Genomic DNA, 17,692 nt, shown 5'->3' with positions numbered 1-17,692 from the left:
CCGCTAACCTTACGTGTCCGCCCTGGCCAGGGATCATCCCCCGGGTGCGGACGTGCATCGCACCCAACTCATGCGAAAGGCCTCGCCCATGGGCATTCGGAGCTTGCTGCGCAAGGTGTTCGGACGCGATCGAGCGGAGAGCAACGAGCAGCCGCCGGCACGGGAGACCTCGGCGGCAGCTTCCGTTCCGTCCCAGGCCGAACGTACGCCGGAACCGGCCTCCGCGCCGGAAGCGGAATCTGCGCCGGAACGGACCAAGGAGACGGTGGCTTCGGTCCCGGCTCCGGCCAAGAAGGACGAAACGGCGGCCGACAAGGACTCGCCGGCGCCCGAGAACCCGACTTCCACGGACAAGTCACCGGAGCGGGTGACGAACTCCTCGAAGCCGGGCATCGCATCGGACCTGGTGGCGGCGGCCTTCGACAACCCGACCCCGCCCCGCGCACAGACACCCCCCTCAACCCCGAACGTCCCGGCCCAGTCCACCCCGGTCACCCCACCGCCAACCCCGGTGGTCCCGGCCCAGGCAACCCCGACAAGGGACGACCCCCACCCGGAACCGACGGCGAAGCCGGAACCGACCGCGGCCGAAGCCACGCCTGAGACGGCCCCGAGGGCGGAGGCGGAGCCGGTCGCCGCCGCAGAAACGGTTGCGACCACCGAGCCGGTCGCCGCCGCAGGCGAGACCGAGGCAGAGCTCGTAGCCGCCTCCGTTGGGGAGCCGGAGGCCAAGGCGGAGCCGGTTGCCGAGCCGAAGGCCCACACCGAGCCGGTCGCCGCCGAAGCCGCGCCCGAGACAGCCCCGGTAGCAGGCGACGCCGAGCCGAAGGCCGAGGCCGAGCCCGTAGCCGCCACCGACGGCGAGTCGGAGGGGCAAGACGAGGCCGAGCCGACCTCTGACGTAGAGCCCGAGCCGCTTGCCGCCGAGGCGCCCGCCGAGACGAAGCGGGTCGCTGCGGCGGAGAACGAGGCCGAGGTCGAGCTGGTACCCGCCGCGGTAGTCACCGCCGAGCCGGTCGCCGCGGCAGGCGAAGCCGAGCCTGAGGGCAAGACCGAGCCCGTCGCCGTGGCGGAGGTCGACGCCGTAGCCGCCGCGACAGAAGCAGAAGTCGAGTCGACCGTCGAGGTCGAGCCGGTCGCTGCCGCTGCCCCCGCCGAGCCCGAGCCGATCGTCGAAGCCGAGCCCGAGCCGGTCGCCGCCGAAGTCACCGCCCAGGCGGAGCCGGTCGCTGCGGCAGAAACCGAGGCCGAGGTCGAGCCGGTAGCCGCCGCAGTAGACACCGCCAAGCCGGTCGTCGTGGCGGAGGTCGACGCCACCGCACAGCCCCAGCCGGTCACCGTCGGCGAAGCCGCGACCGCCCCGGGCGGGCCCGGGGTCGCTGCCGCGCAAGGTGACGTCGCAGCGCGTGCGCCTCGGCTCGTTGCTCACTACGAGGCCGCCGGGGCCGCCCTCAAGGCCAAGGAGCTGGACGGCGTCCGGGCCGACGTCTACCTCGTGCTCGACCGCTCCGGATCCATGCGGTCGTTCTACAAGGACGGCAGCGCCCAACACCTCGCCGACCAGACGGTCGCACTCGCCGCGCACCTCACCGAGGACGCCGCCGTGCACGTCGTCTTCTTCTCGACCGACATCGACGGCACCGCCGACGTAAGCCTCACCGACCACGAGGGCCGCATCGACGCCGTCCACGCCGAGCTCGGGCACATGGGGCGTACGAGCTACCACCGTGCCGTCGAGGAAGTCGTCACGCACTACGAGAAGTCCGGCAGCGACAGGCCCGCCCTCGTCGTCTTCCAGACGGACGGCCCTCCCGACGCCAAGCAGCCCGCCAAGCAGGCGCTCGCCGAGGTCGCCGACAAGCCGCTGTTCTGGCAGTTCGTCGCGTTCGGCGAGCACGACGCGAAGGGCTTCGACTTCCTCAGGAAGTTGGACGTCCCGAACGCCGCGTTCTTCCACGCGGGACCGGCCCCCCGCGAGGTCGCGGACGACGAGCTGTACGCACAGCTCGTCACCGGTCTGACCAGCTAACGCAAACCCGCACCCGCAAACGCACAAACGCACATCAGCCGGTCGGCAGCTTCACAGTGACGGCGGTGCCCCCCTCCGGGCGGGCACCGCCGTCACTGTCATCTCGCCTCTCGCCCCTCAGCCCCGCTCACCGCAACGGCGGCCGAGCGCCCGGACCCGCGAGACCAGCTCGGGAAACCCGAACGGCTTGCCCAGATAGTCGTCGGCCCCCAGGTCCAGCCCCGCCACCCGGTCCTCCATGGCACTGGCGGCGGTCAGCATCAGGATCCGAGTCCGGGAGGCCCCGGCGACCAGCTTGCGCGCGACGTCGTCCCCGTGGACGCGCGGCAGATCGCGGTCGAGGACGATCACCTCGTAGTCGTGCAGCGCCAGGTAGGCAAGGGCGGCGTCTCCGCTGTAGACGGTGTCGACGGTGAAACCAGCCCGCCGCAGTCCGGTGGCCACCGCCTCGGCCAGTACCTCTTCGTCCTCGGCAACCAGTACCCGCATCTTGACCGACTCCTCCCAGGATCTGTCCTTGCTACGCGATCACAGGTTTCGCAAAGGTCTCCTCGGGATTTATGCGTGTGAGTGGATCACCCGCGGGCCGTTAGGATTTCGCCCATGGCGGCCACTGGATCCGAGAAGCAGGGGACGAAGGCGTTCTACGTCACGACCCCGATTTACTACGTCAACGACGCTCCTCACCTGGGCCACGCCTACACGACCGTTGCAGGGGACGTGCTCACGCGCTGGCACCGTCAGCGCGGCGAGAAGGTGTGGTACCTCACCGGCACGGACGAGCACGGTCAGAAGATCATGCGCACTGCCGAAGCGAACGGCGTCAGCCCGCAGGAGTGGTGCGACAAGCTCGTCGAGGAGGCCTGGAAGCCCCTCTGGGAGCACCTCAACATCGCGAACGACGACTTCATCCGTACGACGGAGAAGCGGCACACGGACCGTGTGCAGGAGTTCGTGCAGGACCTGTACGACAAGGGCGAGATCTACAAGGGCGGGTACGAAGGCCCGTACTGCGTGGGCTGCGAGGAGTACAAGCTCCCCGGCGATCTGATCGAGGACGAGCAGGGCGTGAAGCTCTGCCCGGTCCACAAGAAGCCGGTGGAGATCCTCAAGGAGGAGAACTACTTCTTCAAGCTCAGCGAGTACGGCCCGAAGCTGCTGGAGTTCTACGAGCAGAACCCCGGCTTCATCCAGCCCGAGTCCGCCCGCAACGAGGTCGTGAACTTCGTCAAGCAGGGCATGCAGGACCTCTCGATCTCGCGCTCCACGTTCGACTGGGGCATCCCGATCCCGTGGGACGAGAAGCACGTCATCTACGTGTGGGTCGACGCGCTCCTCAATTACGCGACGGCCGTCGGCTACAACGAGAACCCGGCGAAGTTCGACGAGACGTTCCCGGCCGACGTGCACCTCATCGGCAAGGACATCCTGCGCTTCCACGCGATCATCTGGCCCGCCATGCTGATGGCGCAGGGCCTGCCGGTCCCCGGCCGGGTCGCGGCCAACGGCTGGCTGATGGTCGGCGGCGAGAAGATGTCGAAGTCGAACCTGACCGGCATCAAGCCGCAGGACCTCACGTCGCACTTCGGCGTCGACGCCTACCGCTGGTACTTCCTGCGCGCCATCGCCTTCGGCCAGGACGGCTCCTTCTCGTGGGAGGACTTCACCGCCCGCTACACCTCCGAGCTCGCCAACGACTACGGCAACCTCGCCTCGCGCGTGGCCGCCATGGTCGGCAAGTACTTCGGCGGCGCGCTGCCCGCGGCGACGGCGGCCGGTGACGCGGAGAAGGCGGTCCACGACGGGCTCGCCAAGGCGGTTGCCGAGGCCGACCGGAAGATCGGCGAGGAGCTGGACTACCAGGGCGGCATCCTGGCGGTCTTCGACTTCGTGAAGCAGGTCAACGGCTACATCACGGAGCAGGAGCCGTGGAAGGTCGCCAAGGACGACTCGCCGGAGGGCCAGGCCCGCCTCGCGACGATCCTCTACACGGCCGCCGAGTCGCTGCGCGCCATGGCCGTCCTGCTCAACCCCGTCATGCCGGAGACCTCCCAGAAGCTGTGGGACTCCCTCGGCGCGGAGGCCCCGCTGGGCGCCCTCGCCGACCAGCGGGTCCAGGACGCGGGCACGTGGGGGCAGCTCCCGGCGGGCGCGACGGTGACGAAGGGCGCGGTGCTGTTCCCGCGCCTGGAGGAGCCGAAGGCCTGACGTACGGACCTTGACCGTACGGACGACGAAGGGCCGGACCTGGGCAGGTCCCGGCCCTTCGTCGTTCAAGTCCTCGCATCAGGTGCCACATACCGCCGTCATATGCGCTTTTTACAGAGTTTCATGTCACGACCGATTGCGGTGGAGGCGGCTCACGTCATACGGTCAGCCGCCGAGCCTCTTCGCCGTCGCACACCCCCACGCGGAGCGACGAGACCGGCGTCCCCAAGACGGCTTCCCCCGAGCCGATCGCCCCTCCCCGCCAGGAGCCCCGCAACCGTGCCCTTTGCCGGACGCATCCCACGCCGCATCATGCAGCTGTCCGCGCTGCTCGCGATGTTCGCGGCATTCACAGCCCAGCTGGTCAGCGCGCTGCTGGCCTGGCTTCCGATGTTCGTCGTCGCCTCCGCCGCAGGCCTCGCACTCGATCTGTATCTGCAGCACAGACAGCCCCTGCTGCTCTCGATGCTGAACAAGGTCCGCTTCGACGTCACCGTCCGGCAGCTGCTGCGCGACATGCTGATCGTGGTCGGCCTGCTGCGCATCGACGACGTCCACCCGTTGCGTGAGCAAGCCCCGCTGACGAGCGCGCTGCTCTGCGTCTACGGACTGCATTTCGCCTGCCAGGCGGTCGCCGTACTGGTCCGGCGCACCCGCACGCTGCCTCTCGTCACCCGCAACATCGACGCCTCGGCGCTGCGGCCCTCCGCCGCTCCGCCGCGGATCCTGGCCCGCCGCCCGGGCCACCGGCTGCTGACCTTCTCGGTGCCCGCCACCACGGGCCTGCTGGTCACGGCGGTCACCGGTGACGTGTACGCCGGCGCTGTCGGCGTCGGTGTCTCCATCGTGCTGATGGCCGTCGGCACCGCCCGTCTGGCCACCTGGCTGCTGCCGAAGAAGCGGCCCGCGAACAATGAGCAGGCCCTGGAGTGGCTGGACGGCTGGCTGGCGGAGTACCGGCCGACGGTGGCCATGTACTTCTCCGGCGGCACCACCTCCGCGTACCAGGCGAACATGTGGCTCTCCACGCTGTCCGCGCTGGACGGCAAGCCGCTCATCGTGCTGCGTGAGCGCTTCATGGTGCAGAAAATCCAGGCCACGGACGTGCCGATCATCTGCATCCCCAAAGTCGCGCACATGTTCGCCCTCGAGGACTCGACGCTGCGGATGATGCTGCACCCGGCGAACTCCGGCAAGACGTCCCAGGTCCTGCGCATCCCCTCCATCAAGCACGCCTTCACCAACCACGGCGAGAGCGACAAGCTCTCCAGCTGCAACCCGTATGCCAAGGCGTACGACGAGGTCTGGGTGGCCGGCCCGGCCGCGCGCGAGCGCTACCAGCTCGCCGAGATAGGCGTCGCGGACAAGGACGTGGTGGAGGTGGGCCGCCCCCAGCTGGCCCCGATCCAGCCCTGGACGGGCGCCCCCGAGGGCACGTACACGACTGTGCTGTACGCGCCCACCTGGGAAGGCTGGGACGGCAACCCCGGCAACACCTCGGTCGTCCTGGCCGGCGAGAACCTCGTCCGCGCGCTCCTGGACGACGACGGCGTACGGCTGCTGTACAAGCCGCACCCGATGACCGGCTCCGTCGACCCCGAGGCCGGCGCCGCCGACCGGCGCATCCGGGCGATGATCGCCGAGGCCGCCGCCGGGCGCTCAGGCCCCCGCCCCGACCTCGGGGCCGTTGCCGAACTCGCCCGCCGCACGGCCGAGCTCGACCGGCTCACCAGCAGCGACTTCCGCACCGGCGCGGACGAGCTGGAGCGGATGATGCGGCAGGGCACGCCCGAGGAGGACCGCGCGGCGGTCGTCGCGGCGGCCACGGAGGCCTGGGAGGCGGCCTACTGGGCGTCGTTCCCCGAGTGGGAGCACCAGATCGTCGTCACCGCGCGCCCCGGCATCTACAGCTGCTTCAACCAGGCCGACCTGCTGATCAGCGATGTGTCGAGCGTCGTCTCGGACTACCTGCACAGCGAGAAGCCGTACGCCGTGGCCAACACCTCCGGCATGCCGGAGGAGGAGTTCCGTGCCGCCTTCCCGACCGTACGGGCCGCCGCCGTCCTCACCCCGGACGCGTCCGGCATCCCGGAGCTCCTGGAGTCCGTACGCGCCCCGGAGAAGGACCCGTACAAGCAGGCCCGCGCCGAGCTGAAGGAGCACCTCCTCGGCCCGTCCGATCCGCCCTCCCTGGTCCGCTTCAACGCGGCCGCCCTCGCCCTGTGCGCCAAGGCCGACGACCGCCGCGATCACATGACGCGCCGCCTCCTCCCGGGCATCCCGGGCCAGCGCCGGACCGGGTTCGAGGCCGAGACCGAGACCGAGGCAGAAGCCGAATCGATCGGCTGAACCGGAGCGAATCCGGGACGAGAAGGCCCCCGTACCGCGCGCGGTACGGGGGCCTTCTTTCAAGCACAGCTCGTAACTACTCGCCGGACTTGGCGGCCGGCGGCTTGCGCAGCGAGATGTTCAGCTCCCGCAGACGCGCCTCCTCCAGCACGGTCGGCGCACCCATCATCAGGTCCTGCGCGTTGCCGTTGAGCGGGAAGGCGATCGTCTCGCGGATGTTCGGCTCGTCGGCCAGCAGCATCACGATGCGGTCGATGCCCGGGGCGATGCCGCCGTGCGGCGGGGCGCCGAACTGGAAGGCGCGGAGCATGCCCGCGAACTCGCGCTCGACGGTCTCCTTCGAGTAGCCCGCGATCTCGAACGCCTTGAACATGATCTCGGGCTCGTGGTTCCGGATGGCACCGGAGGACAGCTCGACCCCGTTGCAGACGATGTCGTACTGCCAGCCAAGAATGTCCAGCGGGTCCTGGGTCTCAAGGGCCTCCAGGCCGCCCTGCGGCATGGAGAACGGGTTGTGCGAGAAGTCGATCTTCCCGGTGTCCTCGTCCGCCTCGTACATCGGGAAGTCGACGATCCAGCAGAACCGGAAGACGCCCTCCTCGAAGTGGCCGGCGCGCTTGGCGGCCTCGACACGGACCGCCGACATGATCTTGGAGACCTCGTCGAACTCGCCCGCGCCGAAGAAGATCGCGTGGCCGGGGGCCAGCGACAGACGCTCGGTGAGAACCTTGACGTTCTCCTCGGTGAGGAACTTGGCGATCGGGCCGGTCAGTTCGCCCTTCTCGCCGACGCGCACCCAGGCCAGGCCCTTCGCGCCGTGCTCGACGGCGTAGTCGCCGAGGCCGTCGAAGAACTTCCGCGACTGGCCCGCCGTGTCCGGCACGGGCAGCGCGCGGACGTGCTTGCCTGCGAAGGCCTTGAACTCCGAGCCCTCGAACACGTCCGAGATGTCGACGAGTTCGAGCTGGGCGCGCAGGTCCGGCTTGTCGTTTCCGTACTTCATGATCGCCTCGCGGAACGGGATCCGCGGGAACGGCGACGTGACGTGGCGGCCGTTGCCGAACTCCTCGAAGAGCTCGGTCATCAGCTTCTCGATCGGCTGGAAGACGTCCTCCTGCTCGACGAAGCTCATCTCCACGTCGAGCTGGTAGAACTCGCCCGGCGAGCGGTCGGCGCGGGCGTCCTCGTCGCGGAAGCACGGCGCGATCTGGAAGTAGCGGTCGAAGCCCGAGATCATCAGCAGCTGCTTGAACTGCTGCGGCGCCTGCGGCAGCGCGTAGAACTTGCCCGGGTTCAGGCGGGACGGCACCACGAAGTCGCGGGCGCCCTCGGGGGACGTCGCCGTCAGGATCGGGGTCGCCATCTCGTTGAAGCCCAGCGCCGTCATCTTGTGCCGGATGGCCGAGATGACGGCCGTACGCAGCATGATGTTGCGGTGCATGCGCTCGCGGCGCAGGTCGAGGAAGCGGTACTCAAGACGCCGCTCCTCGCCCACCCCGTCGTCGGTGTTGATCTGGAACGGCAGCTGCTGCGCGGCGCCCAGCAGCTCGACCGTGGAGACCTCGACCTCGATCTCGCCGGTGGGCAGCTCGGGGTTCACGTTGTCGGCGCCGCGCGAGACGACCTTGCCGTCGACGCGGACGACCGACTCCTTGTTCACCTTGTCGAGGGCCTCGTACGCGGGGGTGCCGGGCCGGGCGACGAGCTGCGTGATGCCGTAGTGATCGCGCAGATCGATGAAGAGGATGCCGCCCAGGTCTCGGCGATTGTGCAGCCAGCCGCTCAGCCGGACGTCTGCGGCGACGTCAAAGGCGCGGAGTTCGCCGCAGGTGTGGGACCTGTACCGATGCATCGTCGTTCATCCAGCCTTCGGGATTCGGGGTTGTCACAGCCACCCCAGGTTACCGCCCAGGCGCACACCCTTTTCTTTGCAAGGCCTTCGGAGGCTCTCCAAGGCCCTCCAAGGCCCGCAGAGGCCGGACCGGCCGCGACCTGTAAAGATGAACCAATGCGTACCGAGGACATCCTGGCCGCCGTCGCGACCGGCCTGTGGCGCTGGGACAACGCATCCGGGACGGTCACGCTCGACGCGGAGGCCGCCCGGCTGCTCGGGCTGCCCGCCGAGAAGGTGTGCCTGCCCGAGGCGGCCGTACGCTCCCGTTTTCATCCCGTCGACTGGAACGAGATCAACGGGGTCGTGAATCTCGCGGTCGCCGAAGGCACCCTCGCCGAGGCCAGGCTCCGCATCATGGATGTGGAAGGGCGGCTGCTCAGGACCGTACGCAGCCGCTCCAAGCCGGTCGTCGACGGCAGCGACTACCAGCTGTTCGGCACCATCCAGGAGGTCGCCGAACCCCAGCCCGGCACCGCCGCCCACACCCCCGTCACCGGCGACTGGCGCCGCTCCCGCGAGGCGTTCCTGCTCGACGCGGGCCGCGCGCTGGCCGAGGCCCGGTCCACCGCCGAGGTGCTGCGGGTCGCCGCGTCCCTGTCGATGCCGGGATTCTCGCCGGACAGCCTCGCGGTCTTCGGCTCGTCGGGCGGCCGGATCACGGTCATAGGGCAGCACGGTTACAGCCCCGAGGAAGACCCTCCGTTCGCCGACATGCTGCTGGGTACGGACCATCCGGCGGCCGAGGTCGTACGTACCGGGCGGGCCATCTACCTCCCGTCACCCGAGGAGTACAGCCGCCGCTACCCCGCGGGCCGCCCCCTCGCCGCGGACACAGAACCCCGCACACCGCGCGCTCCCCGGTCACCCCGGTCGTGGGCCTTTGTCCCGCTGACCGTGGCCGGCAGCACCCTGGGCGCCTGGATGGCGGGCTTCGCGCACCCCGTGGCCTTCACCCCCGACGAGCGCTCCGTCCTGACCACGGTCGCCAGGATGGTCGCGCAGGCCCTCGCGCGGGCCGGAGTGGCCGAGACCGAGCGCGAGCTGTCGCAGGGCCTCCAGCGGTCGATGATGCCGACGCTGGGCCCGGAGATCCCCGGAATGACGGTCGCCGCGCGGTACGTCCCGACCGGCGGCGGGCTCCAGGTCGGCGGCGACTGGTACGACATGATCCCGCTGCCCAGCGGGCGCATCGCGCTGGTCATCGGCGACGTACAGGGGCACGACGTACGGGCGGCCGGGCTGATGGGCCAGCTGCGGATCGCGCTGCGGGCGTACGCCTCCGAGGGGCACCGTCCCGACGCCGTCCTGTCCCGCGCCTCCCGCTTCCTGCACGGGCTGCACGATCTTCCCGGGGCGGACACCTACAGCCCCGGCGACCACTCCAGTCCGCGCTTCGCGACCTGCCTCTACATCGAAGCCGACCCCGCGACCGGCCTCCTCGACATCGCCCGCGCCGGCCACCCCGACCCGGCGGTACGGATGAGCGACGGGACGGTGCTGGTTCGGCCCACCGCGGGCGGGCTGCCGCTGGGCATCGACCCGGACACGGACTATCCGACGACGCGGCTCGTCCTCGAACCCGGCGAGACGATCATGATCTGTACGGACGGGCTCATAGAGACCGGCGGCCATGATCTCGACACGGGATGGGCCAGGCTCCGCAGGATCATGGAGGAGCACTCGGGCGACAACCTGGAGAAGCTCGCCGACGCCCTGGTCGCCGCCGTCCACGGCCCCTCCTCGCACCACACCACCGGCCCCCTCGTGGACCGCCGCGAGGACGACATCGCACTGCTGCTGCTCTGCCGCGAAGGCGCGGGATGCGGCTGCGGGGCGGGCTCGTCGACGACGCTGCTCGCGCCCGCCCGGCGTACCGCGATGACCGTGGCCCAGGCCGAGCCGGAACGTATCGCGGTCGCCCGGCAGCAGCTGCGGGACCTGCTGCACGACTGGGCGGACGAGGAGCAGGTCGACGCGGGCGTGCTCATGGTCTCCGAGATGGTCACCAACGTCCTGGTCCACACCGACGGGGACGCGCTGCTCGTCGTCGAGGCGACGGGCGAGCCGGGCGAGCGCCGGCTCAGGGTCGAGGTGGCGGACGCCAGCGACGAACTGCCGCACAAGCGGCGCCCCGGCGAGATGGCGTCCAGCGGGCGTGGCCTGGTGCTGATGGAGATGCTCGCGGACACGTGGGGGGTGGACCCCAGGGGCGACGGCAAGTGCATCTGGTTCGAGCTCTACGAGGCGGGCGCTTCCGGGGGTTCGGGAGTTTCTGCGGGGTTCGGAGGCGGCTCCGCAGGCCCGGCTTCGTAGCGCGACCGGATCTCGGCGATCACCCCGAAGGCGGCCGCGGTGGCCGGTACGGCGAGCAGCATGCCGAGAATCCCGGCGACGGACGCCCCCGCCGTGATGGCCAGCATCACCACCGCCGGGTGCATCTGGACCGTACGGCTCTGGATCACCGGCTGGAGGACGTGCCCCTCCAGCACCTGTACGGCGAGGACCACCGCCAGCACCCACACCGCGATCGCGAACCCCCGGTCGGCGAACGCGACGAGGACGGCGACGGCGCCGGAGAGGAACGCGCCGAGGTAGGGGATGTACGCCCCCATGAAGACCAGCGCGCCGAGCCCGACCGCGCCGGGCACGCGCAGCACGAGCAGCCCGACGGTGATGCAGACGGCGTCGATGAGCGCGATGAACGTGGTCCCGCGCATGAAGCCCTCGACCGCCTGGTACGCCCGCCGGGCCACCGCCTCGACGGTGTCACCGGCGGAGGGCGGCCCGAGCGAGCGCAGAGCGTCGGCGGCGCGGTCCGAGTCCCGCAGGAAGAAGAAGATCAGCAGCAGCGCGAGAACGGCGGTGCCGATGACGCCGCCGACAATGCCGATCCCCGTGATCACGCCGGAGGCGGCGGTTCCGCCGAACTTGGAGACGAGTTCCTTGAGGCTGGACGACATGTCGTCCAGGGAGGTCCCCCTGGCGCCGAAGCGTTCGACGACATCGGTGGCCGCTCGCTTGACGGAGGCGATGATCTGGTCGCCGCTGTCGATCAGCGCGCGGACGATGATGTATGCGGCCCCGCCGACGGCGGCGACCACGGCGACACAGGTCAGCCCGGCCGCGAGCGACCGCTGGACCTTCATCTTGATGAGGCGGCGGTGGAGGGGTCCGAGGAGCGCGGCGCCGAGGATGGCGATGAGTACGGGCGTCACGGCGGCCTGGAAAGTGACGCACAGCGCGACCCCCACGGCGATGACCCCGCTGACGAGCAGCACGACGGCGCACCAGGCGGCGATGCGCCGGGCGAAGTCGGGCAGGAGGGGTGTTCGGGTCGGGACCACGTCCCCACCCGACCACGCCCGCCGGGGCGGGGCCCTTGGTGGGGACCCGCCCGAGTGAGAGTCCAGCCCGTGGGGCGCTTTGGGCGCCGGCGTGGCTGTTCACCGGCGCCGAAGACCGCCGTCTGGACCAGGTGGACCGGGCGGCGCTCCGCTCCCACCGAGCCCCGCCCCGCCAGCACGTACGCGACGCGGTTGAAGTCCTCACGCCACGGCAGCGTGATCTCCGCATCCGGCGCCGGCGTCGCGTGGATCATGGTGATCGGGGTGTGGGTCATGCCGGGACCCTGGCGGCCGTCCAGCTCGCCGGCGATGACACGCAGGAGCGCACCGCCGTCCGGAAACGTCAGCAGCTGCATGTTGCCGTCGCGGATGTCCTGGCACTTCGGCGCCATCTTCTTGCCCTTGGCCGACAGGTTCACCCACACCTGCATCCACCAGCATGGAATCCCCCGGACGACTACTGCTAGTGTTCGTTCCGTCACGGTAGGCAATCAGCCTCAACGTACAGGAAATGAAGGACCGGGGTTCCATGCGTAAGTTTCAGCAGGCCATGATCGCAGCGGTGGCGGCCGGCGGTCTGTCCGCCGTCGGCGCCGCCGCCGGTACCGCCTACGCCCATGACGGCGGGCCGCGGGTGACCGACCTCTACCGCCCCTACCAGGAGTGCAGTCCGCAGACGGTGGCCCAGAGCGACCTCCCGATCGCCGCGCTCGGTCTCGCCGAGACCTTCGACACCACCTGCGGCCAGTACAACAAGGCCTTCACTCACTGAGGTCGGCGGCGTAATCGTGCACGATGCTTTCCGCGAGCCCCTCGGGGTCACCCCCCGAAGGGGCCCGTTCACGTGTGGCCGCCCGGAGCGCGAGGCTGCTCCTCCGGCCTGCATGCGTTCGCGACGGCTTTGAAATCCGGCGCGTCGATGGTCGGTTGCCGGCATTTCGGATTGGCTTGCCCGTAGCCATAAGGAGCCGGTCAATCACAGATCGCATCCGTTCGTTCAAATCGCTGAAGACGATGCGCACATGCTTCGCACGGTGGACGTCGCGGCAGTCGCCCTCGGCAGCGTCGCATTCCTCGGCGCCGGTACCGCCTGCGGCAACAGTGCCTTCAGCACGTCAGCCCTTCACTTCGTAAGCGAAACGGACCCGAACGTCCGGGACATGGGTCGGACGCCGGAGCCCGTCTCTCCGACATCCCCAGGGCCCGGCGTGGCCGGTTCGCGGCGCACGGCGCCTGGGGCACCCCCCACAAAGGAAACGCATCACATGTTCAGTAGGAAGAAGATCGTGGCCGTCTCGGGGCTTCTTGGCAGCCTCGTCGTGACCTGCACCTGCGGCATCCAGGCGTATGCCGCAGGCACCCAGGGCACCTGCACTGTCGACAGTCAGGGCAACACCACCTGCATCCAACGGACCGTCGGCACGCCCGAGGGTGACGGGTTCGTCGTCCGCCAGACGCAGAGCTGTGTGCCACTGCAGCCCTTGTCGCTTCCCGTCATCGGCATTGTGAACAAGGGGAAGAAGCGGATCGGGCCCGAGGTCACCTGTGCCCCCAACACGACGTCGGCACCCGACAACAGTGACAACGGTCTGGACCTGCCTGGCCTGCTGACCTGAGCCCCGGGCGGGACCTTCCGACACCTTCCTCACCTTTCAAGCAGCGGATGGCCGGACCGGGGCAACCTGGGCCGGCCATCCGCTGCTTCCGCGTCTACGCGAGTGCACGCTCGCGCAGCTCATACGGCCAAAGAAGGGCGGAACGTCAGTCCCTCCGACCGGCCGACCTGACACCATGTGCGGCCGCCCTGACACCGTGCATTCCAGGACCGCGCATGGCGCGCGTCGGCGGGCAAACGGGTGACGGCCCCTCACCGCCCGTGACTCGGCCCCGGGGAAGCGTCGTTTCAAGGAGAGAACGGTGAGCCCACGATCAACCGCATTACCAGCCCCCTCATCCCCCTTCAAGTCCGTGGAGGAGCGGAGGAAGGGTGCCTCGCCATAAGCCGACACGGCGCATAGAAGGGCCCAAGATCCCAAATGACTACGTTTCGTGTGTATATGCTCACATTAAGTAGTCAAGCAAGGGCATCACGCCCAGCTAAGAAAGGGTCAAACTATGCGCAAGTTTCAGCGGGCCGCAGTTGTAGCCGCAGCGATCGCGGGGCTGTCCACTCTGGGCGCCGGCGTCAGCTTCGCCAACGACGGCTACGACGGTGGGGTCACCGCGATTGCTTCCTCGCAGGCCAACGCCGTGGCCAACTGGGGCGCCCCGCACGGTCACCCGCACGGCGGCCCGCACGGGGCTCCGTGGTTCGCTCCGCAGAACGGTGTCAGCTTCACGCCGGAGCACGGTCACGGTGGTCCGCACGGTCACGGTGGTCCGGAGGGCCACATGTAAAGAAGCGCCGATGGCTCGATGCGCACGCTTCAGCGGGCTGCGGTCGTAGCCGCAGCGGTCGCGGGGCGAGTGGCTCCGTACTCCACGCCGCGGTGGGCCCCATAGGCCGCTTCGCAGGTGGTCGCGCCGCAGCCCGCACACTGGTCGGCCCAGCAACCTGCCGCCTCGCGGACCATCGCGTCGCACATCGCCTCGAAGCACCACAACAGGCGCATCAACATCCGTCGTCGTATGCACCGTATGCAAGTCGCACGATCTGAACCCATGTCCTGGATCAGCTCGGGCTGCTCAACGGTGTGCTGGACAACACCCTCAACGGCAAGGCAGCCCGGACGCGCAGCAAACCCACCAGGGTGCGCGCCCGGGCTGCATCAATGCCGTCGCCGGACGCAGCTGAAGACGCGTCAGGCGCTGGGTCCCGTAGTTCGGACTTCTCCAAGGCTCGGGCGCACGCCGCCCAACGGCACAGGCGCCCGGACCTCGATTGCAAAGGAACGCAGCACATGTTCAGTCGGCAGAAGATCGCAACCGTCTCGGGGCTCCTCGGAAGTCTCGCCGTCATCTACGTCGGCGCCGCGCCGGCGTACGCCGGTGAACGCCCGGGCGATTGCAAGACCTCCGCCGTGGGTGAAACCACCTGCATCAGCAAGAGCGAGATCGTCCACACCGACAAGCACGGCAGGTATGTCATCAAGCAGACGCAGGAATGCTCGACGACCTTCCGGCCGCGCTTGCCCAGGGACAACGCGCTGAGCACGGGGTCCAAGAAGGTCGGGCCGGCTCTGGACTGCTCCAACAAAGCGCAGCTGCCCAAGGGCTTCAAGCGGCCACACTTCGAGTTCTGAGGCGCGATCGGCGAATGCCGGACCGGGATCCGCTCCCGGTCCGGCATTTCGGCTTTCTGGGGTGACGTTCGACCGGAACTGTCCCGTACCTCGACGTATCGGACAGGGCTTTCCGGCGACATAAAGGCCTCGGTGCCCCGGCCTCTGGCCGGGGCACCGAGGAAGGTTCTGTCTTACTTGCCGACGCTGTTGTTGCAGCCCATGGTCGAGCCCATGTGGGTCTGCTGTGCGCCCGCGTTGCCCTCGCCGTTCAGCAGGTTGCCGCCCAGGCCGCCGAGGATGCCGACCTGACCGAGGACGTCGATGTTGGCGTCGTGCGACCTGCAGGTGCTGCTCTGCATGATGTTGAAACTACTGCCGCCTTTGCCCGAACCCCAGCCGCCCGAACCCCCGGCGTGGGCAGTGCCGGCACTCAGGAGTCCGACGCTGGTGAGGGCAGCGACCAGGACGGCAGCCTTGCGGAGCTTGTGCATTTCATCTCCGGTGGAGTGAGGTGAATGCGATCTGCAATAGATCGACTTCCTACGATTACGGAGGCTAATAAGAAATATCCCCACAACACCCTGCGGCGCGCCGAATTCGGGAATCCTCACCACTCTGGCCGATGGTCGGGAAATACCGTGCCCCGTGAGCGAATCGCGACATCGGCGCCTGGCCCCGGCGGCTCGGCCGCCGCCGACGATGCCGTTCGGACAGCCATTTCGATACAAAAGACGGCCCCGGCGCCGGGCCTGGGGCTCGGTGCCGGGACCACTTTCCCGCTCTCGGCCGTCTATGCGACCGTCACGCGCCTAGAAGGCGCTGTTGTTGCAGCCCATGGTCGAACCCATGTGGGTGTCCTGTGCGCCCGAGTTGCCCTCGCCGTTGAGCGCGCTGCCCAGCGCGCCGTTGAGCAGCCCGACCTGGCCGAGGATGTCGAGGTTCAGGTCGTGCGACCTGCAGGTGGAGCTCTGATTGATGTTGAAGCGGTCGCCACCCTTGCCGCCGCGGCCGTGCCCACCCTGGTCGGCTTGGGCAGTGCCGGCACTCAGGAGTCCGACGCTGGTGAGGGCAGCGACCAGGACGGCAGCCTTGCGAAGCTTGTACATGTCATCTCCGGTGGAAGTGAGGTGAATGCGATCTGCAATAGATCGACTTCCTACAGTTACGGGAGGCTAATAAGAAATATCCCGACAACACCCTGCGGCGCGCCGAATTCGGGGAATCCTCACCACCTTGGCCGATGGTCGGGGAATACCGTGCGTGAGCGAATCGCGACATCGGCGCCTGGCCCCGGCGGCTCGGCCGCCGCCGACGATGCCGATCGGATAGCCATTTCGATACAAAAGACGGCCCCGGCGCCGGGCCTGGGGCTCGGTGCCGGGACCACTTTCCCGCTCTCGGCCGTCTATGCGACCGTCACGCGCCTAGAAGGCGGTGTTGTTGCAGCCCATGGTCGAACCGATGTGGGTGTCCTGCTTGCCCGGGTCGCCCTCGCCGTTGAGCGCGCTGCCCAGCAGGCCGCCGAGCAGCCCGACCTGGCCGAGGATGTCGAGGTTCAGGTCGTGCGACTTGCAGTTGGTGCTCTGCTGGATGTTGAAGCGGTCGCCACCCTTGCCGCCGCGCCCACCCCCGTCGGCTTGGGCAGTGCCGGCACTCAGGAGTCCGACGCTGGTGAGGGCAGCGACCAGGACGGCAGCCTTGCGAAGCTTGTACATGTCATCTCCGGTGGAAGTGAGCTGAATGCGATCTGCAATAGATCGACTTCGTGCAGTTACGGAAGATTAGTACGAAATACCCTCAAAAAACCCTGCGGCACGCCGGAATTTCGTGATCTTGTTCCGGAAGCATCCTGAAGCCCCATCGCATACGAACGGGCCCTTGGGGGCGATCCTCGAAGGGCCGGTGCTGGGCGTCGATGTCCGGCCGTCCGGCGGCCCTAGCGGGCGCTCGCGAGGGCGTTCGACTGGCTGTTGGCCTGGGTGCAGTTGATGCCCCGGGTCTCGGAGGCGGCGAGTAGGGCAACCGGGGCATTGGCGTTGAGCAGGGACTGCGGGCTGCACTCCTGGTCCGGACGGAAGAGGTTGTTCTGGTTCGGCGGGGTACCACCGGTACCACCCTGCGCCGGGGCCGGCTGGGGGGAGACCTGTGGGCTGATCTGGGGGCTCAGCTGGGGGTTGACCTGCGGGCTGACGTCGGCGCCCTGCTGTGGTGCTGCCTGCCGCTGCGCGGCAGGCAAGCCGTTGGTGTGCGCGGTGGCCTGCGAGTTGGTCCACGAGGCGGCCTGGGCGTCCTGCTGCCCAATGGGTGGCGGAACAGCACCGTTGTATGCAGCGGGAGCGGCGACACCGGGACCGGCGCCGATGGCGGACAGACCGCCGGCAGCTGCGAAGACGAGCGCGACCTGCTGAAACTTGCGCATAGAACCCTCGGCCCTTCATTGACCTGTGCATGGAACGTACTGAAATGCTGATGAGCCAGTGCAGTTGTTGCTGTTTTTGCTTCCTTGTGCGGCTGTGATGGACCATCGTTCTAGCCCAGTGGGGAACGAGATAAGTACGGGCCCAGTCACGGGATCCGGGGCCTGGTCACCCATTTGCCAGAGGGCGTGAATCAACGGAGGAGTGCGGGCCTCGCACTCGTTCTT

General features: G+C 68.8%; 14 protein-coding genes and 2 pseudogenes. 8 read left to right on the top strand and 8 right to left on the bottom strand.

Translation table 11 applies throughout. From position 1 onward, the window contains the following. Positions 1–88: 88 nt before the first annotated feature. On the top strand, positions 89–2,029 hold the full coding sequence (locus tag PXH83_RS15040) for a VWA domain-containing protein (RefSeq protein ID WP_274560725.1): 1,941 nt from the start codon (positions 89–91) through the stop codon (positions 2,027–2,029). A 135-nt stretch (positions 2,030–2,164) separates the two neighbouring features. Here the strand turns inward: PXH83_RS15040 and PXH83_RS15035 are convergent. Beyond that, positions 2,165–2,518, bottom strand: a pseudogene (locus tag PXH83_RS15035) (response regulator transcription factor); the annotation flags it as partial. Positions 2,519–2,632: 114 nt separating this feature from the next. Between PXH83_RS15035 and metG the strand changes: the two are divergent. Continuing rightward, the gene (gene metG / locus PXH83_RS15030) at positions 2,633–4,237 is read left to right on the top strand and encodes a methionine--tRNA ligase (protein ID WP_214920609.1); all 1,605 of its coding nucleotides are present in this window, start codon (positions 2,633–2,635) and stop codon (positions 4,235–4,237) included. 279 nt (positions 4,238–4,516) lie between these two features. Continuing rightward, positions 4,517–6,586, top strand: a complete 2,070-nt coding sequence (locus PXH83_RS15025) for a hypothetical protein (RefSeq protein ID WP_274560724.1) — start codon at positions 4,517–4,519, stop codon at positions 6,584–6,586. A gap of 76 nt (positions 6,587–6,662) precedes the next feature. Here the strand turns inward: PXH83_RS15025 and aspS are convergent, their stop codons facing one another. Beyond that, positions 6,663–8,438, bottom strand: coding sequence for an aspartate--tRNA ligase (aspS, locus tag PXH83_RS15020; RefSeq protein ID WP_274560723.1), 1,776 nt, complete (start codon positions 8,436–8,438; stop codon positions 6,663–6,665). 156 nt (positions 8,439–8,594) lie between these two features. Here aspS and PXH83_RS15015 point away from each other — a divergent pair, with 156 nt between their 5' ends. Beyond that, complete coding sequence (locus PXH83_RS15015) at positions 8,595–10,793, top strand: ATP-binding SpoIIE family protein phosphatase (protein ID WP_274560722.1); 2,199 nt, start codon at positions 8,595–8,597, stop codon at positions 10,791–10,793. Here the strand turns inward: PXH83_RS15015 and PXH83_RS15010 are convergent. Together PXH83_RS15010 and PXH83_RS15005 are read right to left on the bottom strand one after the other, a co-directional pair. Then, positions 10,718–11,824: an AI-2E family transporter gene (locus PXH83_RS15010; RefSeq protein WP_274560721.1), complete on the bottom strand. Its 1,107-nt coding sequence runs from the start codon at positions 11,822–11,824 to the stop codon at positions 10,718–10,720. The genes PXH83_RS15015 and PXH83_RS15010 overlap by 76 nt on opposite strands. 101 nt (positions 11,825–11,925) lie before the next feature. Beyond that, positions 11,926–12,255, bottom strand: a pseudogene (locus PXH83_RS15005) (pirin family protein); the annotation flags it as partial. Between the two features lie 98 nt (positions 12,256–12,353). Between PXH83_RS15005 and PXH83_RS15000 the strand changes: the two are divergent. The 4 genes from PXH83_RS15000 (at position 12,354) to PXH83_RS14985 (ending at position 15,066) form a co-directional block, all read left to right on the top strand. Continuing rightward, positions 12,354–12,596, top strand: coding sequence for a hypothetical protein (locus PXH83_RS15000; RefSeq protein ID WP_274560720.1), 243 nt, complete (start codon positions 12,354–12,356; stop codon positions 12,594–12,596). Positions 12,597–13,089: 493 nt separating this feature from the next. Beyond that, complete coding sequence (locus PXH83_RS14995; RefSeq protein ID WP_274560719.1) at positions 13,090–13,440, top strand: hypothetical protein; 351 nt, start codon at positions 13,090–13,092, stop codon at positions 13,438–13,440. 499 nt (positions 13,441–13,939) lie between these two features. Further along, positions 13,940–14,221 carry a hypothetical protein gene (locus tag PXH83_RS14990; RefSeq protein ID WP_274560718.1) on the top strand — a complete coding sequence of 94 codons (282 nt, stop codon included), beginning with the start codon at positions 13,940–13,942 and terminating at the stop codon, positions 14,219–14,221. 503 nt (positions 14,222–14,724) lie between these two features. Then, entirely contained in the window at positions 14,725–15,066 is a 342-nt protein-coding gene (locus PXH83_RS14985; protein WP_274560717.1) for a hypothetical protein, read from the top strand. A gap of 173 nt (positions 15,067–15,239) precedes the next feature. Here the strand turns inward: PXH83_RS14985 and PXH83_RS14980 are convergent, their stop codons facing one another. The 4 genes from PXH83_RS14980 to PXH83_RS14965 all read right to left on the bottom strand — a co-directional run bounded on the left by PXH83_RS14980 (position 15,240) and on the right by PXH83_RS14965 (position 17,467). Then, on the bottom strand, positions 15,240–15,539 hold the full coding sequence (locus PXH83_RS14980; RefSeq protein ID WP_274560715.1) for a hypothetical protein: 300 nt from the start codon (positions 15,537–15,539) through the stop codon (positions 15,240–15,242). Between the two features lie 318 nt (positions 15,540–15,857). Then, on the bottom strand, positions 15,858–16,154 hold the full coding sequence (locus PXH83_RS14975; protein WP_274560713.1) for a hypothetical protein: 297 nt from the start codon (positions 16,152–16,154) through the stop codon (positions 15,858–15,860). A gap of 318 nt (positions 16,155–16,472) precedes the next feature. Beyond that, positions 16,473–16,763: a hypothetical protein gene (locus PXH83_RS14970; RefSeq protein WP_274560711.1), complete on the bottom strand. Its 291-nt coding sequence runs from the start codon at positions 16,761–16,763 to the stop codon at positions 16,473–16,475. Between the two features lie 221 nt (positions 16,764–16,984). Further along, positions 16,985–17,467, bottom strand: coding sequence for a hypothetical protein (locus PXH83_RS14965; protein ID WP_274560709.1), 483 nt, complete (start codon positions 17,465–17,467; stop codon positions 16,985–16,987). Positions 17,468–17,692 lie beyond the last annotated feature (225 nt).

The sequence above is a fragment of the Streptomyces spiramyceticus genome (assembly GCF_028807635.1).
Classification (GTDB): domain Bacteria; phylum Actinomycetota; class Actinomycetes; order Streptomycetales; family Streptomycetaceae; genus Streptomyces; species Streptomyces spiramyceticus.
This window is presented reverse-complemented; position numbering and strand designations above follow the sequence as displayed.